15 protein-coding genes and 1 pseudogene are annotated in these 15,185 nt (G+C 60.8%); 9 read left to right on the top strand and 7 right to left on the bottom strand.

The window, feature by feature from the left end:
• From ABYA88_RS07375 to ABYA88_RS07365, 3 genes and pseudogenes are all read right to left on the bottom strand, one after another.
• Positions 1 to 432 (bottom strand): annotated as a pseudogene (locus ABYA88_RS07375) (tryptophan--tRNA ligase); the annotation flags it as partial.
• A gap of 74 nt (positions 433 to 506) precedes the next feature.
• Positions 507 to 1,145: an L-threonylcarbamoyladenylate synthase gene (locus tag ABYA88_RS07370; protein WP_373186378.1), complete on the bottom strand. Its 639-nt coding sequence runs from the start codon at positions 1,143 to 1,145 to the stop codon at positions 507 to 509.
• A 31-nt stretch (positions 1,146 to 1,176) separates the two neighbouring features.
• Positions 1,177 to 2,031: a PHP domain-containing protein gene (locus tag ABYA88_RS07365; RefSeq protein ID WP_373186376.1), complete on the bottom strand. Its 855-nt coding sequence runs from the start codon at positions 2,029 to 2,031 to the stop codon at positions 1,177 to 1,179.
• Between the two features lie 136 nt (positions 2,032 to 2,167).
• Here ABYA88_RS07365 and ABYA88_RS07360 point away from each other — a divergent pair, with 136 nt between their 5' ends.
• The 5 genes from ABYA88_RS07360 (at position 2,168) to ABYA88_RS07340 (ending at position 5,406) form a co-directional block, all read left to right on the top strand.
• Complete coding sequence (locus tag ABYA88_RS07360; RefSeq protein ID WP_373186375.1) at positions 2,168 to 2,470, top strand: YciI family protein; 303 nt, start codon at positions 2,168 to 2,170, stop codon at positions 2,468 to 2,470.
• A 13-nt stretch (positions 2,471 to 2,483) separates the two neighbouring features.
• On the top strand, positions 2,484 to 2,897 hold the full coding sequence (locus ABYA88_RS07355; protein WP_373186374.1) for a translation initiation factor 2: 414 nt from the start codon (positions 2,484 to 2,486) through the stop codon (positions 2,895 to 2,897).
• Complete coding sequence (locus ABYA88_RS07350) at positions 2,885 to 3,574, top strand: response regulator (RefSeq protein ID WP_373186373.1); 690 nt, start codon at positions 2,885 to 2,887, stop codon at positions 3,572 to 3,574. Before ABYA88_RS07355 ends, ABYA88_RS07350 begins: the two co-directional genes overlap by 13 nt.
• A 117-nt stretch (positions 3,575 to 3,691) precedes the next feature.
• Positions 3,692 to 4,048 (top strand): hypothetical protein, encoded by a 357-nt coding sequence (locus ABYA88_RS07345; protein ID WP_373186372.1) that lies wholly within the window; start codon positions 3,692 to 3,694, stop codon positions 4,046 to 4,048.
• 5 nt (positions 4,049 to 4,053) lie between these two features.
• Positions 4,054 to 5,406 (top strand): ATP-binding protein, encoded by a 1,353-nt coding sequence (locus ABYA88_RS07340; protein WP_373186371.1) that lies wholly within the window; start codon positions 4,054 to 4,056, stop codon positions 5,404 to 5,406.
• Here the strand turns inward: ABYA88_RS07340 and ABYA88_RS07335 are convergent.
• Together ABYA88_RS07335 and ABYA88_RS07330 are read right to left on the bottom strand one after the other, a co-directional pair.
• The gene (locus ABYA88_RS07335; protein ID WP_373186370.1) at positions 5,388 to 5,948 is read right to left on the bottom strand and encodes a nitroreductase; all 561 of its coding nucleotides are present in this window, start codon (positions 5,946 to 5,948) and stop codon (positions 5,388 to 5,390) included. The two genes, ABYA88_RS07340 and ABYA88_RS07335, sit on opposite strands and share 19 nt — an antisense overlap.
• Positions 5,948 to 7,000, bottom strand: a complete 1,053-nt coding sequence (locus ABYA88_RS07330; RefSeq protein WP_373186368.1) for an AraC family transcriptional regulator — start codon at positions 6,998 to 7,000, stop codon at positions 5,948 to 5,950. Before ABYA88_RS07330 ends, ABYA88_RS07335 begins: the two co-directional genes overlap by 1 nt.
• A gap of 174 nt (positions 7,001 to 7,174) precedes the next feature.
• Here ABYA88_RS07330 and ABYA88_RS07325 point away from each other — a divergent pair, with 174 nt between their 5' ends.
• The 3 genes from ABYA88_RS07325 (at position 7,175) to ABYA88_RS07315 (ending at position 9,784) form a co-directional block, all read left to right on the top strand.
• Positions 7,175 to 7,510, top strand: coding sequence for an Mpo1-like protein (locus tag ABYA88_RS07325; RefSeq protein WP_373186366.1), 336 nt, complete (start codon positions 7,175 to 7,177; stop codon positions 7,508 to 7,510).
• Between the two features lie 85 nt (positions 7,511 to 7,595).
• A complete protein-coding gene (locus ABYA88_RS07320) occupies positions 7,596 to 8,189 on the top strand; it encodes an HD domain-containing protein (protein WP_373186364.1) in 594 nt (197 codons plus the stop codon).
• A gap of 215 nt (positions 8,190 to 8,404) precedes the next feature.
• Complete coding sequence (locus ABYA88_RS07315; protein WP_373186363.1) at positions 8,405 to 9,784, top strand: adenylate/guanylate cyclase domain-containing protein; 1,380 nt, start codon at positions 8,405 to 8,407, stop codon at positions 9,782 to 9,784.
• Here ABYA88_RS07315 and ABYA88_RS07310 read toward each other — a convergent pair.
• Complete coding sequence (locus ABYA88_RS07310) at positions 9,774 to 10,598, bottom strand: UDP-2,3-diacylglucosamine diphosphatase (RefSeq protein WP_373186361.1); 825 nt, start codon at positions 10,596 to 10,598, stop codon at positions 9,774 to 9,776. The genes ABYA88_RS07315 and ABYA88_RS07310 overlap by 11 nt on opposite strands.
• Positions 10,599 to 10,786: 188 nt before the next feature.
• Here ABYA88_RS07310 and ABYA88_RS07305 point away from each other — a divergent pair, with 188 nt between their 5' ends.
• The gene (locus ABYA88_RS07305) at positions 10,787 to 12,967 is read left to right on the top strand and encodes a patatin-like phospholipase family protein (RefSeq protein WP_373186359.1); all 2,181 of its coding nucleotides are present in this window, start codon (positions 10,787 to 10,789) and stop codon (positions 12,965 to 12,967) included.
• 30 nt (positions 12,968 to 12,997) lie between these two features.
• Here ABYA88_RS07305 and recQ read toward each other — a convergent pair whose 3' ends face one another.
• Positions 12,998 to 15,127: a DNA helicase RecQ gene (gene recQ / locus ABYA88_RS07300; protein ID WP_373186357.1), complete on the bottom strand. Its 2,130-nt coding sequence runs from the start codon at positions 15,125 to 15,127 to the stop codon at positions 12,998 to 13,000.
• Positions 15,128 to 15,185 lie beyond the last annotated feature (58 nt).

The raw sequence follows: 15,185 nt of genomic DNA, 5'->3' as shown, positions 1-15,185 counted from the left end.
CAGGATGTCGGCGCTTTGCAGCAACGGATACCCGAGAAAACCGTAGGTGGCCAGATCCATATCCTTGAGCTTTTCCTGCTGATCCTTGTAGGTGGGCACGCGTTCGAGCCAGCTGACCGGCGTGACCATCGACAGCAGCAGATGCAGCTCTGCATGCTCGGGCACCTGGGACTGGATAAACAGCGTCGAGGAACCGCCGCTCACGCCGGCTGCCAGCCAGTCGATCAGCATGTCCCAGACGTTCTGCTCGATGTTTTCCGGAGTCTCGTAATGAGTCGTCAGGGCGTGCCAGTCGGCGGCGAAGAAGAAGCACTCGTACTCATGCTGCAGCCTGACCCAGTTTTTCAATACACCGTGGTAGTGGCCCAGATGCAGACGACCAGTAGGTCGCATACCTGATAAAACCCGACGCTGTGACTCAACGGAACTCAATGAGGACTCCTGAAATGCTCAGTTTTGATGGAAAAAGCCAATGTGGCGCAATTATACGCATATCGGCAACAGAATCATGAATGATCGGGAGCGCCGCCGAAGGGTGCCGGATCACCCAGTCCGACACGCCGCACCTCAGGTTCCCCTTCGAGCAGACTGACCACTGTGGTTGGCTCGATATTGCAGGCGCCACCATCAACAATCAGGTCAAGCTGCTTGCCCAGGCGATCGCGGATCATCTCCGGGTCAGTCAGCGGCAGGTCGTCGTCGGGCAACATTAGCGTGACACTCATCAGCGGCTCGCCCAACTCCTTGAGCAGGGCCTGGGTGATCTGATGATCGGGAATGCGCAGGCCGATGGTCCGCCGCTTTGGGTGCAGCAGGCGGCGTGGCACTTCATTGGTCGCGTGCAGAATAAAAGTATAGGGGCCCGGGGTACTGGCCTTGAGCAGACGGAAAGTCTGGTTGTCCACCTTGGCGTAGACACCGAGCTCGGAGAGGTCACGACAGATCAGGGTGAAATTGTGCTTGTCATCCAGTTGCCGCAAACGCCGAATGCGCTCGAGCGCATCCTTGTCGCCGAGATGACAGCCCAGCGCATAGGCAGAGTCCGTTGGGTAGGCGATCACGCCGCCGTTGCGGATGATCTCTGCCGCCTGGCGAATCAGACGCACCTGCGGATTCTCGGGATGGATATGGAAATACTGGCTCACGCGGTGGTCCCTCGTCGTGTTTTTCCGCAGTTTATCGAGAAAACAGCGAGTCGTCCCATACCGGTGTGCATTGGGCTGGCAATGCGGTCATTCTGCCCAGCGCAGTCCAGGGTGATTCGGGGGTATGGAAATCACTACCGCAACTGGCGAGAAAGCCGAACTCTTCGCACACCTTGCCCAGATAGGCTACCTGTTCTACCGCCTGCTGGCCGTTAACCACCTCGATCCCGCGGCCGCCCGCCTGGGCAAAATCCCGGAGCATGCGCCTGAGCTTCGAGCGGGTAAAACCGTAATGCCAGGGATGCGCCATCACCGCCATACCACCGGCCGCGCGGATCTGCGCTACCGCATCGGGGAGCTCGGGCCAGTGCTGTTTGATATCCCCGAGCTTGCCTGCACCCAGCCATTTGCGAAAGGCTTCGGCCCGATCACGCACATGCCCTGCCTCGACCATCCAGTCCGCAAAGTGCGGGCGCGCTGGCGGGCTGTGCGGGTCACCGCCGGCCGCAGCCTGTACCGCCATTGCGCCTTCCAGCGCGCCGGGCATGCGCTTGGCTTCAAGCTTGCGGGAAATCTGTTCGGCTCGCTGCCAGCGACCATCGCGCACGCTCTCGATCGCTTGCATGAAATCAGGAGACTGGGGATCAAAGCCATAGCCCAGCACATGCAGGGTATGCCCCTGCCACTGCGCCGACAGCTCAACGCCGCTGATCCAGTGCATACCCAGCTCGCGCGCCGCCTGCGCCGCCATGGGCAATCCATCAAGACAATCGTGATCGGTCAGCGCAACCATCGACACGCCGGCGGCCGCTGCTTCGCGCATCAGTTCCAGCGGATCGAGCACGCCATCCGAGGCGGTACTGTGCATGTGTAAATCGGCAATCACTAGGGGCTCCCGGGCCGGAAATCAGGGACAAATCTCAAGGAATTTCATTATTATGCAGGCCAAACGCTGACAACACCTAACCCGATGGCATAAGTTACAGGCCATGTCATCAACCGAACCGGATCGAGGCTCTACCATGTATTTTGCCATTATGGCCACCGACGTTGCCGATTCACTAGCCGCGCGCCTTGAAGCACGGCCTGCTCATCTGACGCGCCTGCAGGCACTTCAGGATGCCGGACGGCTATTGGTCGCCGGCCCGCATCCGGCGATTGAAACAGTCGATCCGGGGCCCGCCGGATTTACCGGAAGCCTGATCATCGCGGAGTTTCCGTCCGCAGCGGCCGCGCAAGCCTGGGCTGCAGAGGATCCGTACGTCGCCGCCGGTGTATATGCCGACGTAGTAATCAAACCCTTCAAACCCGTACTGCCCGCCTGAGCCAGGAGCCATCATGAACCAGACATTGCAATCACTGATCCTGGGCCTGTGCCTAGCCATGCCCGTTTCAACCATGGCGCAGCAGGCCGGCGAGCCGCAGACCGACGCACCCGAAGCGGCCGTGGCCGCCGAGGAAACCGATGTGGGTACGCTGCAGGCCGAACTCGCCCGAGTTGAGGCCGAGCGCCAGCGCCTCGCCCAGCGTCTGGCGAACAGTGCCGACACCGAAGAACTGCAGCGCTTGCGCGAAACCAATCGCGAGCTGCAGAACCAGCAGATCGAAAACAGCATGCAGGCCAGAGCTATGCTCGAGAAGCAGCGCCAACAATGGTTCATGGTCGGCGGCGGTACCGTGCTGGTCAGCCTGCTGATCGGCTTTTTACTGGCGCGCAGCAGCAAGCGCAAGCGCAACGAATGGATCAATTGACCGACAATGCGATTCTGATCATCGACGATGATCAGGAGCTCTGTGCGCTGCTTAGCGACTGGCTGGCGACCGAAGGATTCAATCTGGCATGCGCCCATGACGGTGCCAGCGGCCTGCAGATGGCCGTGAGCGGGGCCTTCAGGGTGATCATTCTCGATGTCATGCTGCCCGGGATGAACGGGCTGGAAGTGCTGCGCAAGTTGCGCCAGCAATGCAATACGCCCCTGCTAATGCTCAGCGCCCGCGGCGAGCCGGTTGACCGCATCCTGGGTCTGGAACTGGGCGCCGACGACTATCTCGCCAAGCCCTGCGATCCCCGGGAACTGGTAGCCCGTCTGCGCGCACTGCTGCGGCGTAGTCAGGCAGCCATGCCAGACAGCATTCTGCAGGTGGGTGATGTGCGCCTCGACACCAACAGCCTGATGGTCTGGCGTGCCGATGAACCGCTGTCCCTGACCCAGAGTGAAGCGATGATCCTGCGCGCCCTGCTTGAACAGCCGGGTCAGCTGATCGACCGGCAGACCCTGTCGCGTCAGGCGCTGGGCAAGAGCCTCGGCCCATACGACCGGAGCATGGACATGCACCTGAGCAACCTGCGACGCAAGCTCGGTCCGCATGATGATGACCGGCCACGCATCCAGGTCCTGCGCGGCCGCGGTTATCTTTATAGCAGCTAAGGCGCCCTGCCCGGTCTTTACACAGCCTTTACCCAGCCAGAGCCCAGCTTGACACAGCAGACCGCAGACTGCGTTCCATGGCCTGATCCCAGGCCAACACAGAACAGGAGTTAGCCCATGAAACACACTCTTATAGCCTGCGCACTAGTAGTAGCCGGCGGTTTCTCTGCCGCCGGATTTGCCGCTCAGCACAAAGACGCCGAGAGCATGCACGCCCGCCATATGGATCGCATGGCCCAGGAGCTGGAACTGTCAGCCGAACAAAAGGAGAAGATCGGCACCCTCAACGGCACGTATGCCGAGCGCTATCGCGAACTCAGCCAGGCCCACCGGCAGGAAGTACGCAACCTGTTGAACGAGGAGCAGCAGGCCAGGATGCAGCAAATGCGCAAGGAGCGTCACGAGAAGATGTCTGAACATCACGCCCGCCACGCTGATGGCAAGCACCGCGCGCACGCTGATCGCGACAACTGATCCCTGTGCGACTGTTCTGGAAGGTTTTTGCCGTTCTCTGGATCGCCACCTTGCTGGTGGGTGGCTCAGGCTTTCTGGTCAGCCGCGCCCTGCAGCAGGATTGGCTGCTGGTGCAGTTCCATCCACAGCTCAGGGATTTCGCTGACGAGCTTACCCAGCTCTACGAGACTCAGGGGCCGGGCGAGGCACAGACGTGGCTGGCAGCCCAACGCGAGTCCAACCGATTCCGCGCCCAGCTTTACAGTGGCGATGGCCAGCCCCTGCTTTCCGGCACCCTGCCCCAGTTACCGCGTTTCGCTCAACCTCCACCGGCCGACAGCCGCTCGCGGGGCTCGCGGCACGGGCGCATGTTCCAGCTCGCCTGGAGCTCCGAACTGGCGGATTATCACCTGAGCCTGTTCGTACCGGCAGCGGAGCTGTTTCGCTGGCAACGCACCCCGCTGGCGCTGATCGCCAATATTCTGCTGGCGATGCTGCTACTGGCAATCATCAGCCTGCTGCTGAGTCGCTACCTCACGGCTCCATTGCGCCAACTGGGCTTCGCCGCGCAATCGCTGGCGCAGGGTCGGTTCGAATCCGACAAGTTGAGCCGCATCGGTCGCCGCCGCGACGAGATAGGCGATCTGTCCCGGCATTTCAATCAGATGGGTATACGCGTTCAAAGCCTGCTGGACAGTCAGCGCCAGCTGATGCGCGACATCTCTCACGAACTTCGATCGCCGCTGGCACGCCTGCGTGTAGGGCTGGCACTGGGCAACCGACAGGCGCTGAGCGAAAATGATCCGCTCTGGCTGCGCCTGGACCGTGAGTGCAGCCGCCTTGATGCGCTGATCGAGGACATCCTGACCCTCAGTCGGCTGGACAGCCAGGACCAGCCCGCCGAGCGCTTCGCACTCGACCCGGTGGTGTTTGCCTGTGTCGACGACACACGGTTTATCGCCGGTGACCTGCAAATCGAACTGCGCGGGAGCACCGGTTGCCAGTTACTCGGCTGGCCGGACCAGCTGGGTAGCGCGGTGGACAATCTTCTACGCAATGCCGTGCGCTTTTCCCCGCCCCACGGCCTGATATGCGTCACCCTTCAGCGAGCAGGGAGCAACGCGCATGTTCAATCGCCGGGCACGTGCCGGGTTACCATCGAAGATGCCGGCCCGGGCGTGGGAGAGCAATGGCTTTCACGGCTGGGCGAGCCTTTTTTGCGTCTGCCGGGGCAAACGGCCGACAGCGGCCATGGTCTCGGACTCACCATCGCTCAACGGGCGATCAGCATGCACGGCGGCACGCTGGCGTTTGGCCGCAGCGAACTTGGCGGACTGATGGCGACAATCGCGCTTCCGGCTCAGCCTGGCCAGGACTGAAAAAACGCCTCGGTGGACAGTTCGGGCAGGTTCTTCACCGGCCCGCCCGGATGACCGACGTACAGAAACGCAACGATCCGTTCATTTTCGGCCAGGCCAAGACCGCTGCAAACAATTTCGTGCGTGGCCATCGTTCCGGTACGCCAGACGGCGCCCAAACCCATCGCATGCGCAGCGACCAGCATGTTGCCCACCGCCACCGCGCAGGACATGTCCTGTTCCCAATCTGGCACCTTGGGGTGCTGGCGATGCGAGGCTATCGCCACGATCAACAGGGGCGCCCGCTCCGGCTTGCGCCGCAGGCGTTCCAGCGCATCCGGATCCATATCTGGAGAGACAGCCAGCGTGGCTTCTGCAAACAGATCACCCAGACGCTGCTGCCCCTCGTTTTCGATTACCAGAAAGCGCCATGGGCGCAGCCAGGCATGGTCGGGAGCGCGCAGAGCGGCCCGAAAAAGTGCTTCGCGTTGATCCTGCGTCGGCGCCGGGCCAACCAGGCGGGTTACCGATACGCGCTCGTGCAATGCGGTCAGTGCATCCATCAGGCAGGGTCTCCTGTGTGTCCGGTCTCCGGGGCCTTGCGGTCCAGGTGCTGTTCGCGATACTGCCCGGGTGGCATACCGAACCAGCGCTTGAAAGCGCGGAAGAAATTGCTCGGGTCAGCAAAACCCAGCAGGTAAGCAACCTCCAGTAGCGTCAGATTGCGCTGGCGCAGAAGCTGCATCGCCAACTCGCGACGAGTTTCGTCCAGCAGCTGCTGAAAACTGGTGTGCTCTTCCTGCAGGCGGCGTTGCAGGGTTCGCGTGCTCATGCTCAGCGCACTGGCTACGGTCTGACGCTTGGGCTCGCCCTGCGGCAATAACCGGCAGAGTACCTGCCGCGCCTGGTGAGTAACCCTCGTCTGCTCGAAGCGGGCGAGATAATCCCCGGCAAACTGGTCATGCATCTGCGCCAGGGTGGCGTTACCGGAAGCCAGTTTTGCGTCCATCACACTGCGCGCAAACCGCATGCTGTAGCTGCCCGCGCCAAACCCCAGCGGGCACTGGAACAAGGCTTCGTGGGCGCTGATATCATCAGGCTGAGGGTAAGCAAAATCCACCCGCAATGGCAGGATGTGCGAGCCGGTCATCCAGCGGAAGAAAGACAGCAGATAGGCCAGCGCAGCATCGTGACTCTGGCGCGGCGCTGGAACGCTATCGCCATGGATATGCAGTTCCATCGTGTAGCTGTCAGGGCTCTGGGTCAGCGACATATCCGAGGCTTCGCCGATAATGCGCTGATACCGCACCAGCCGGGCCAACCCTTCACGCAGATTGACGCTGGAGAGCAACGCAAAGCCAACCACATTGAAGTGCGCCGGACGGATGACGCGTGCCATATTCAGGCCAATCGACGGATTGCCCGAAAGTTGTACCGCCAGTTCCCACAGACGGGTCATCTGATCCTGCGCAATTCTCGCATCGGGATCGCCCAGCACGGCGTAGTCCATGCCCAGTTGCGCAAAGAGCTCGCGGGCGTCTAGACCTTCCAGCTCCAATGCATGGACAATCGCCAGCGCCCAGCTCGACGAGGTGGTACGTTCAAGTTTAGTCATGCATGCCTCGCTAGGCGCATTTGCGCGCTCGACGGATCAGATGCATGTAATCAGGCAGAGTCACGGGCTGGGCCTTTGGAAAACCGGAAGCATGGCTTTGGCACGTGCAGTCATAGGGTGATCTCCGTTGGCTGTTCTATAGTCAAAGGATACCCTATTCACCGGAGGTGCAGCATGGCCCAGACAGATTCAGCCAGCCCGGCGGGCGATAAGGAATTCCAGTCCTTTGCCGAGTTTTATCCGTTTTACCTGAGCGAGCACGCAAACGATACCAGCCGCCGGCTGCACTACATCGGCAGTCTGCTGGTGCTGTCGATCCTGGCATGGGCAGTACTGACGCAAAGCTGGTTGCTGCTGATCGCGCTGCCGTTGGCCGGCTATGGTTTCGCCTGGGTAGGACACTTCTTCTTCGAGAAGAACCGTCCAGCCACTTTCAAATACCCGCTTTACAGCTTCTTGGGCGACTGGGTAATGCTCAAGGACGCGCTCACCGGACGCATCCGCTTCTAACGCGCGAGCGAGTGTCAGGACCGCGACAGTCTGCCCGGCATCGTCGCTATATACTGAGTGTCTGTACAAATAGAGGAGAGATCCCATGAGCGAGCAACGTGCAGGCTTCAAAGCCATGCAGGAAGGTACAGCCGAGGATTGGCAATTGATTTCCAGCCATTTCAAGGCATTTTCAACCGGCCTGCCCGACCGGGTCATGACTCACCTCCAATTGCTCGATGGCGACTACGGCGGGTTCCCGATCGACCGCCTGGAGCATTCGCTGCAGACTGCCACCCGCGCCCATCGCGATGGCCGTGACGAGGAGTATGTGGTCTGCGCATTGCTGCACGACATCGGCGATACCCTGGGATCCTTCAATCACCCGGACATTGCCGCAGCTATCCTCAAGCCCTTCGTTTCCGAGGAAAATCTGTGGATGGTGGAAAAACACGGCGTGTTCCAGGGTTACTACTTCTTCCACCACCTGGGGATGGATCGCCACCTGCGCGACCAGTTCAAGGACCACCCGCTGTATCAGCGTACCGCCGAGTTCTGCGCCAAGTATGATGCCACCGCATTCGATCCGGACTATGAGTCCGAGCCGCTGAGCTTCTTCGAGCCGATGCTGCGCCGAGTATTCGCCAAGCCCCGCCAGTCGATCTACAAGGCCGTGGGCAAGGACGCCAACGCCGCCTGAACCGGCAGCGGGCTCAACCGGCCCGCTTCGCCTTTCCTCCCCGCGTTTCCGCACGGACCTCTTTGCGGTTTCCCTGAACCGTGATGCATATTATGATCGGTGAATAAATAGCCCCGACTGATACGGAAGCTGCCGCCTGCTTGCTCGCAGCATGCCAGCTAGCCAGAAAAAAAATCGATCAGCGGGCCACTTCGCGCGTCAGGGAAAGACTGACCATGATCTTCAATAGCCGCGTTCAGCCGGTCAAACCGCCGCTGGAAGGATTTCACTCCAGAGTCATCGCCTACTTGTGCGTTGTCGTCACCTTCAGTGCGCTGACGGTTGAGCAGGGTTTCAACGCCATCAATACCGGGGTAATCGTTTACGCATTACTGTACCCCCATCTGGTGCGACTGCTGGTCAATAACATCAGGAATCTGCAGCCATTCCACAGCCGGCTGGCTCTGCTGGGTATAGACGGACTCAACACCGGTATATTCATCACTCTCTGCGCCTTTAGCACGGTCCCCAGCCTGGTATTCGTACTGCTCATCAGCTTCTCCAGCATCATCATCGGCGGGCCGATTTTCATGTTCACCGGCTGGCTGCTGGTTCTACTCGGCCTCATCATCTCAAGTGCCGTCGTCACTCCCCAGATTGCTCTACATACCTCGACACTGGTGGCGTTCAGCAGCCTGTTCAGCGGTGGCGCGTTTACCCTGATCATGGCTGCGTTTGTTTATCGTCAGGGCCGCACCCTGGCCCAGGCGCAGAAGGTGATCAGCGCCGAACAGGAAAAGACCGCCAGACTCGCGACCAACCTGTCCAAATACCTGTCACCGCAGGTATGGGAGTCCATATTCACCGGAAAGCAGAGCGTGCAGCTGGAAACCCGGCGCAAGAAACTGACCGTATTCTTTTCCGACATCCGCGGCTTCACCGAGCTTGCCGAGGAGATGGAAGCCGAAGCCCTGACCGATCTGCTCAACAACTATCTGAACGAAATGTCGCGAATCGCGCTGCAGTATGGCGGGACCATCGACAAGTTCATCGGCGACTGCGTGATGATCTTTTTTGGCGACCCGGCCAGTCAGGGCGCCAAGCAGGATGCCGAGGCGGCGGTATCGATGGCGATCGCCATGCGTAAACACATGAAGGTGCTGCGCCAGCAATGGCGCAGCAAGGGCATCACCCGGCCACTGGAAATCCGCATGGGACTGAGCACCGGATATTGTACGGTGGGTAACTTCGGCGCCAACACCCGCATGGACTACACGATTATCGGGCGCGAGGTGAACCTGGCCAGCCGCCTGGAAAACGCGGCGGAAGCAGGCGAGATCCTGATCCCCCACGAGACCTATTCGCTGGTCAAGGATCTGATCATGTGCCGCGACAAGGGTCAGATCAATGTGAAGGGCTTTTCACGCCCGGTGCAGATCTACCAGATTGCCGGCCTGAGACGTGACCTCGGCGCCGCCCCGTCGTTCGTCGAGCATGAAATGCCCGGATTCTCGATGTATCTCGACACCAGCGGCATACGCAACTACGATAAGGACCAGATCATCAAGTCCCTGGAGCAGGCAGCGCGCAAGCTCCGGGACAAGGTCATTCTCTGACACCCTCGCTGCTGAGCGCTGCGCCGGGCACCGGTTCCACCGCGGTAAGGTCCGGCGCCCACTGATATAGCTCGATGCGCCCATCCAGGTGCTCGATCAGCGCCGTGCAGGACTCCACCCAGTCACCGCAGTTATGGTAGTCAATGCCATTTACCCGTCGAATTTCAGCATGATGGATGTGCCCGCACACAACCCCTTGAAAACCTCGTCTGTTGCATTCATGGGCCAGCGCCTGCTCGTAATCGCTGATGAAGCTGACAGCACTCTTGACCCGGTGCTTCAGATAAGCCGACAGCGACCAGTAACCCAGCCCGCAACGACTACGCCAGAAATTCAGCCAGCGGTTCAACACCAGGGTGAACTCGTAGGCATGGTCGCCGAGAAACGCCAGCCAGCGATGGCACCGGGTGATGACGTCGAACTGGTCACCGTGGGTTATCAATAATCTGCGGCCATCCAGTGTCTGATGTTCCGCTTCATCAACCAGATGGATATTACCCAGTACCAGGCTGGTATAGCGGCGCAGGAACTCATCGTGATTGCCGGTGATGTAGGTCACCCGGGTGCCCCGCTTGCTCATCGTCAGCACTCGGCGCAGCACGTTGGTATGCGACTGGGGCCAGTAGATTTCGCTGCGCAGTCGCCAGCCATCGATGATGTCACCGACCAGATACAGATGATCGCATTCATGGTTCTTGAGAAACTGCGCAAGTTTGTCCGCCTGGCACCCCCTGGTGCCCAGATGCAGATCGGATATCCACAGCGTACGCACCCTGTGCTTGAGTTCCGGCAAGATCGTTTCGGCCTGGCTCATGATGATGTCTCCCTGGCATGCCATTGCAGCCTGGCTATGCACCCTTGCACCCTGATGACAGAGCGATGACCGTTGCGTGACACTCGACGCTCTGCCTGCCGCATCTGCGCTCGCGGTTACGCCTATTTGCCCTGTGGCTCGTATACAATACCGGCGTTCAGGTACCCGTCCGGATTCAGGTCAATTCCATGTTCAAACGCCTCTGCTTGCTCTTGCTGCTCGTCATCTCGCCAATAACTGCGGCCCAGGAACTGCGCACCGGCCTGGTTCTGTCCGGCGGCGGTGCCCGCGGCCTGGCGCATATCGGCGTACTGAAGGAACTCGAAGCACGCAACATCCCCATCCACGCGATCGCGGGCACCAGCATGGGCGCGGTGATCGGTGGTCTCTATGCCGCGGGTTACAGCGCTGCGGAAATCGAGCAGATCGCCCTGGAACTGGACTGGCAAACGACGCTCGGGGACGACCCGCTGCGCCAGGACATTCCCTTCCGGCGCAAGCAGGACGACCGCGACTTTCTGGTCAAGCACCGCCTGAGTTTCGACCGTGGCCGGCTCAGCCTGCCGCTCGGGCTGTTGCAGGGCCAGAATCTGGGCCTGGTTCTGGAAACCCTGCTAGTGCACACCAATGACATAGACGACTTCGATCGTTTGCCCATTCCGTTCCGTGCGGTAGCGACCAACATTGCCACCGGCGAAGCGGTAGTGTTCGATCAGGGCCACCTGCCCCTGGCGATTCGTGCGAGCATCGCCCTGCCGGGTTTCTTTGCGCCGGTGAAGGTCGATGGCCAGCTGCTGGTAGACGGCGTGCTGGTCAAGAACCTGCCAGTCGATGTCGCCCGCACTATGGGTGTTGATCGCCTGATAGTGGTGGACATCGGTACGCCACTGAAGTCGACCGAGGAGCTGAACTCGCTTCTCGACGTGATGGATCAGACCACTACGCTGTTGACCCGCACCAACACTCAGGAACAGCTGGACACGCTGGGCCCCGAAGACTTGCTGATCCAGCCCGAGCTCAGCGCCATGGGTTTCAGCAGCTTCGACGAGGCTGCCTTTGCGATCAATGCAGGGGCCGCGAGCCTGGACCGGCGGCCCGGCCTGCGGGCCTTCATGGCAAGCAACCCACGGACTGAAGAAGGCCTCGAGTCGGGCGTTGCCAGGCCTGAAAGGCAGCCAGTGATCCACAGGATACAGATCGAGAATAGCGGCAAGGTCGCCGATGAGGTAGTGCGCAGCATGATCAGCCAGCCCCTCAATGAACCGCTCAATCTGGATCGCCTGGAAACCGACATGGGCACCATTTACGGCACCGATTACTTCAGCCGGGTCAATTACGAGGTGGTCCACGGAGAACAGATCAATACCCTGCTGGTCCGCACCAGCGGACGGGAAACCGGTACTGACTACCTGCGCCTGGGACTCAGCCTGGCCGACGACTTCAATGGCGACAGCCAGTTCAATATTGGCGCGAGCTTTCGCGTCAACGGCCTCAATCCATTGGGCGCTGAGTGGCTGACACGCGCGCAGCTGGGCGAGCACCAGATTCTGTACACCGAGTTTTACCAGCCCCTGGACTACGGGTCGCGCTATTTCGTGGCGCCCTTCATCGATGCCGAGGCGCGCAACGTGGAAGTGATCGTGAACAACGATCCGGTTGTCGATTACCGCCAGAAACGTTACGGCGCGGGCCTTAATCTCGGCAGACAGATTGCCAACAATGGTGAAGTACGTTTCGGCATTTCCCGCTACCACGGCGAAGCCGACGTGCGCGTGGGCGATCCCAAGCTGCCGTCTTTTGGCTTCGAGGAGGCCTTCTACTCGGTTCAGCTCGACCGCGATACGCTGGACAATGTCAATTTCCCGCGCGCCGGGGATGAGGCACGTTTCACCTGGCGTCAGTCCGAGCCGGACCTGGGCGCGGACGAGCGATATCGCCAGGTGGAGCTGAGAGCGAACACGGTTATGGCCACCGGCCCGAACAGTTTCCAGTTTGGCGGCTCTCTGGGGCGCACCGACGGCGATGTCGGTGTGCCCCAGAGCAGCTTCCTGCTCGGCGGTGCCGGCCAGTTTTCCGGGTTCCGGCAGAACAGCCTGGCGGGCCAGAACTACAATCTTGCGCGCCTGCTCTACTACCGACGCCTGAATCCAGGCCGGTTTGTACCCGTGGGACTGCCTGTCTACCTGGGAGCCAGCTTCGAGTATGGTCGGGTCTACAACAAGGAAGACGACGGATTCGATACCGGATACATCGGTGCCGGCAGCCTGATGCTGGGACTCGATACCCTTCTTGGCCCGCTGTTCTTCGGAGTAGGCGCGAACGAGGAAGGCGAACGCGCACTCTACATGAAGCTCGGCCAGACCTTCTAAGCTGCGTGTGTCTGGCGAGCGGCGGGAATCTCAGGCTCCGGCAATTTCGTGAATCAGCGCGGCGCGGATGCAATGCAGCACGCCCTCTTCGACCGGCTCTTCAAGCTCACGGGCAATGGTCCGCACGCCAGGCAAGTCCTCCTCGGCTTCATTGAGGAACGCATCCTGTATGCGCTCGAGCTGACCGGGCGGCAGATCAACGGCCTGGTGCAGCGCCAGCTTGCCTATGCTGATGGACTGCGCCAGCTGCATGTATACCTGCTTGACCGGCATGCTCAGCTGGCGGCTGATCTGCTCGGCGGTCATGCCGGCCATCGCCAGGGCCTGGGCATCCTGACTCGCCTCTTCGGCACCTGCCGCCGCCGGTGCATCTCCCACCAGCACCTGAAGGAAGTCGGCCCCGTAGCGCTCCAGCTTATGCGAGCCGATCCCGCTGACCAGGCCCATGTCCTGCAGGTTGCCCGGACGTTGACGCAGCATGTCGACCAGGGTCGAATCCGGAAAAATCACGTAGGGCGGCACGCCATGGGCCTCGGCCAGCTTCTTGCGTAATGCCCGCAACGCCTCCCAGAGTGGCTTGTCGGCCTCGGCAATGACGGCTTTCTCGCCGGAACGCGAGGGCAGCGGCGTGGTTCGGCTGGCATCCTTGCGCAGCGCCAGGCTCTCTTCGCCGCGCAGCAAGGCTCGGCAGCTTTCCGACAGCCTGAGACTGCCATAGCCATCCAGATCGATCTCGGCCAGTCCACGTGCGATCAACTGGCGGAATACCGAACGCCACTCCTGCTCCGACAGATGCTTGCCTATGCCATACGTGGACAGGTGCTGATGACCGGCGCTGCGGATTTTCTCGTTGTCGCGACCGAGCAGGATATCTACCAGATGGCCAACCCCATATCGCTGGCCACTGCGGTAGGCACTGGACAAGGCCATCCTCGCAGCTTCACTGCCATCCCAGGTGTCAGCCGGTTCGACGCAGTTATCACAGTAGCCGCAGGGCTCGGGCATGGTCTCGCCAAAATAGTCCAGCAGCATCTGCCGGCGGCAACTGGTGATCTCGCACAGCCCCAGCATGGCATCGAGCTTGTGGCGTTCGATGCGCTTGTGCCGCTCATCCCCTTCCGAGTTGGCCATGATCTGGTTGAGCATCAGGACGTCCTGCAGGCCGTAGGCCATCCAGGCATCGGCTGGCAGACCATCACGCCCGGCCCGGCCGGTTTCCTGATAATAGGCCTCAACGCTCTTGGGCAGATCCATGTGTGCAACGAAGCGCACGTTGGACTTATCGATACCCATACCGAAGGCGATGGTTGCGACCATGATCAGGCCTTCTTCGTTGAGAAATCGCTTCTGATGCGTTGCCCGCAGCTCAGCCGGCAAACCCGCATGGTACGGCAGCGCTGGCCAGCCCTGGGCGCTCAGCCACTGGGCGGTGTCATCGACCTTGCGCCGCGAAAGACAATAGACGATACCCGCGTTGCCCTTGTGCCGGCCGAGCAAGCCGAGCAGCTGCTGGCGCGGCTTGTCCTTGGGCACGATGCGATAGAAGATATTGGGACGGTCAAAGCCAGAAATGAAACAAGGCGCATTTTCCAGCTTCAGACGCTGGCTGATGTCCTGCTGGGTGCGCTCGTCCGCGGTCGCGGTCAAAGCAATACGCGGCACCTGTGGAAAGTGCTCGGCCAGTTGCCCGAGCTGCAGGTACTCGGGCCGGAAATCGTGCCCCCACTGTGATACGCAGTGCGCCTCGTCGATCGCGAACAGCCCGATATCCAGGGTCTGCAGAAATTGCAGTGTGCGCGGCTTGAGCAAACGCTCGGGGGCCAGATAGAGAAAATCCAGCTCGCCGCGGCGCATCTGACCGGCGATTTCGCGCTGACCATCCTCGCTCAGCGTGGAGTTCAGCGCTGCTGCCTTCAGCCCGAGTTCGTTCAGGGTCGCGACCTGATCATCCATCAACGCGATCAAAGGTGAGACGATCACTGCCAGCCCCTCACGCAGCAACCCCGGAATCTGGTAGCACAGGGACTTGCCACCGCCTGTGGGCATCAGTACCAGGGCGTCGCCACCGCTCGCCACCTGGTCGATGATGTCGGCCTGCTGGCCGCGAAACTCGGCGTAGCCGAATATGTCCTTGAGTCGCTGCAGAGCTTGCTCGCGCATGGGGCTCCCTGGATTGAATGTGACGAGTTGGACCTGACGTACAGCGTACCGCGCTGAT

The sequence above is a fragment of the Halopseudomonas sp. genome, assembly GCF_041579695.1.
Lineage (GTDB): Bacteria > Pseudomonadota > Gammaproteobacteria > Pseudomonadales > Pseudomonadaceae > Halopseudomonas.
This window is presented reverse-complemented; position numbering and strand designations above follow the sequence as displayed.

Bases quoted from the DNA above. Each gene is read 5' to 3' on its own strand.
- ABYA88_RS07360 (WP_373186375.1), top strand. From the start codon at position 2,168: ATGTATTTTGCCATTATGGCCACCGACGTTGCCGATTCACTAGCCGCG.
- ABYA88_RS07355 (WP_373186374.1), top strand. From the start codon at position 2,484: ATGAACCAGACATTGCAATCACTGATCCTGGGCCTGTGCCTAGCCATG.
- ABYA88_RS07350 (WP_373186373.1), top strand. From the start codon at position 2,885: ATGGATCAATTGACCGACAATGCGATTCTGATCATCGACGATGATCAG.
- ABYA88_RS07345 (WP_373186372.1), top strand. From the start codon at position 3,692: ATGAAACACACTCTTATAGCCTGCGCACTAGTAGTAGCCGGCGGTTTC.
- ABYA88_RS07335 (WP_373186370.1), bottom strand. From the start codon at position 5,948: ATGGATGCACTGACCGCATTGCACGAGCGCGTATCGGTAACCCGCCTG.
- ABYA88_RS07330 (WP_373186368.1), bottom strand. From the start codon at position 7,000: ATGACTAAACTTGAACGTACCACCTCGTCGAGCTGGGCGCTGGCGATT.
- ABYA88_RS07325 (WP_373186366.1), top strand. From the start codon at position 7,175: ATGGCCCAGACAGATTCAGCCAGCCCGGCGGGCGATAAGGAATTCCAG.
- ABYA88_RS07320 (WP_373186364.1), top strand. From the start codon at position 7,596: ATGAGCGAGCAACGTGCAGGCTTCAAAGCCATGCAGGAAGGTACAGCC.
- ABYA88_RS07315 (WP_373186363.1), top strand. From the start codon at position 8,405: ATGATCTTCAATAGCCGCGTTCAGCCGGTCAAACCGCCGCTGGAAGGA.
- ABYA88_RS07310 (WP_373186361.1), bottom strand. From the start codon at position 10,598: ATGAGCCAGGCCGAAACGATCTTGCCGGAACTCAAGCACAGGGTGCGT.
- ABYA88_RS07305 (WP_373186359.1), top strand. From the start codon at position 10,787: ATGTTCAAACGCCTCTGCTTGCTCTTGCTGCTCGTCATCTCGCCAATA.
- recQ (WP_373186357.1), bottom strand. From the start codon at position 15,127: ATGCGCGAGCAAGCTCTGCAGCGACTCAAGGACATATTCGGCTACGCC.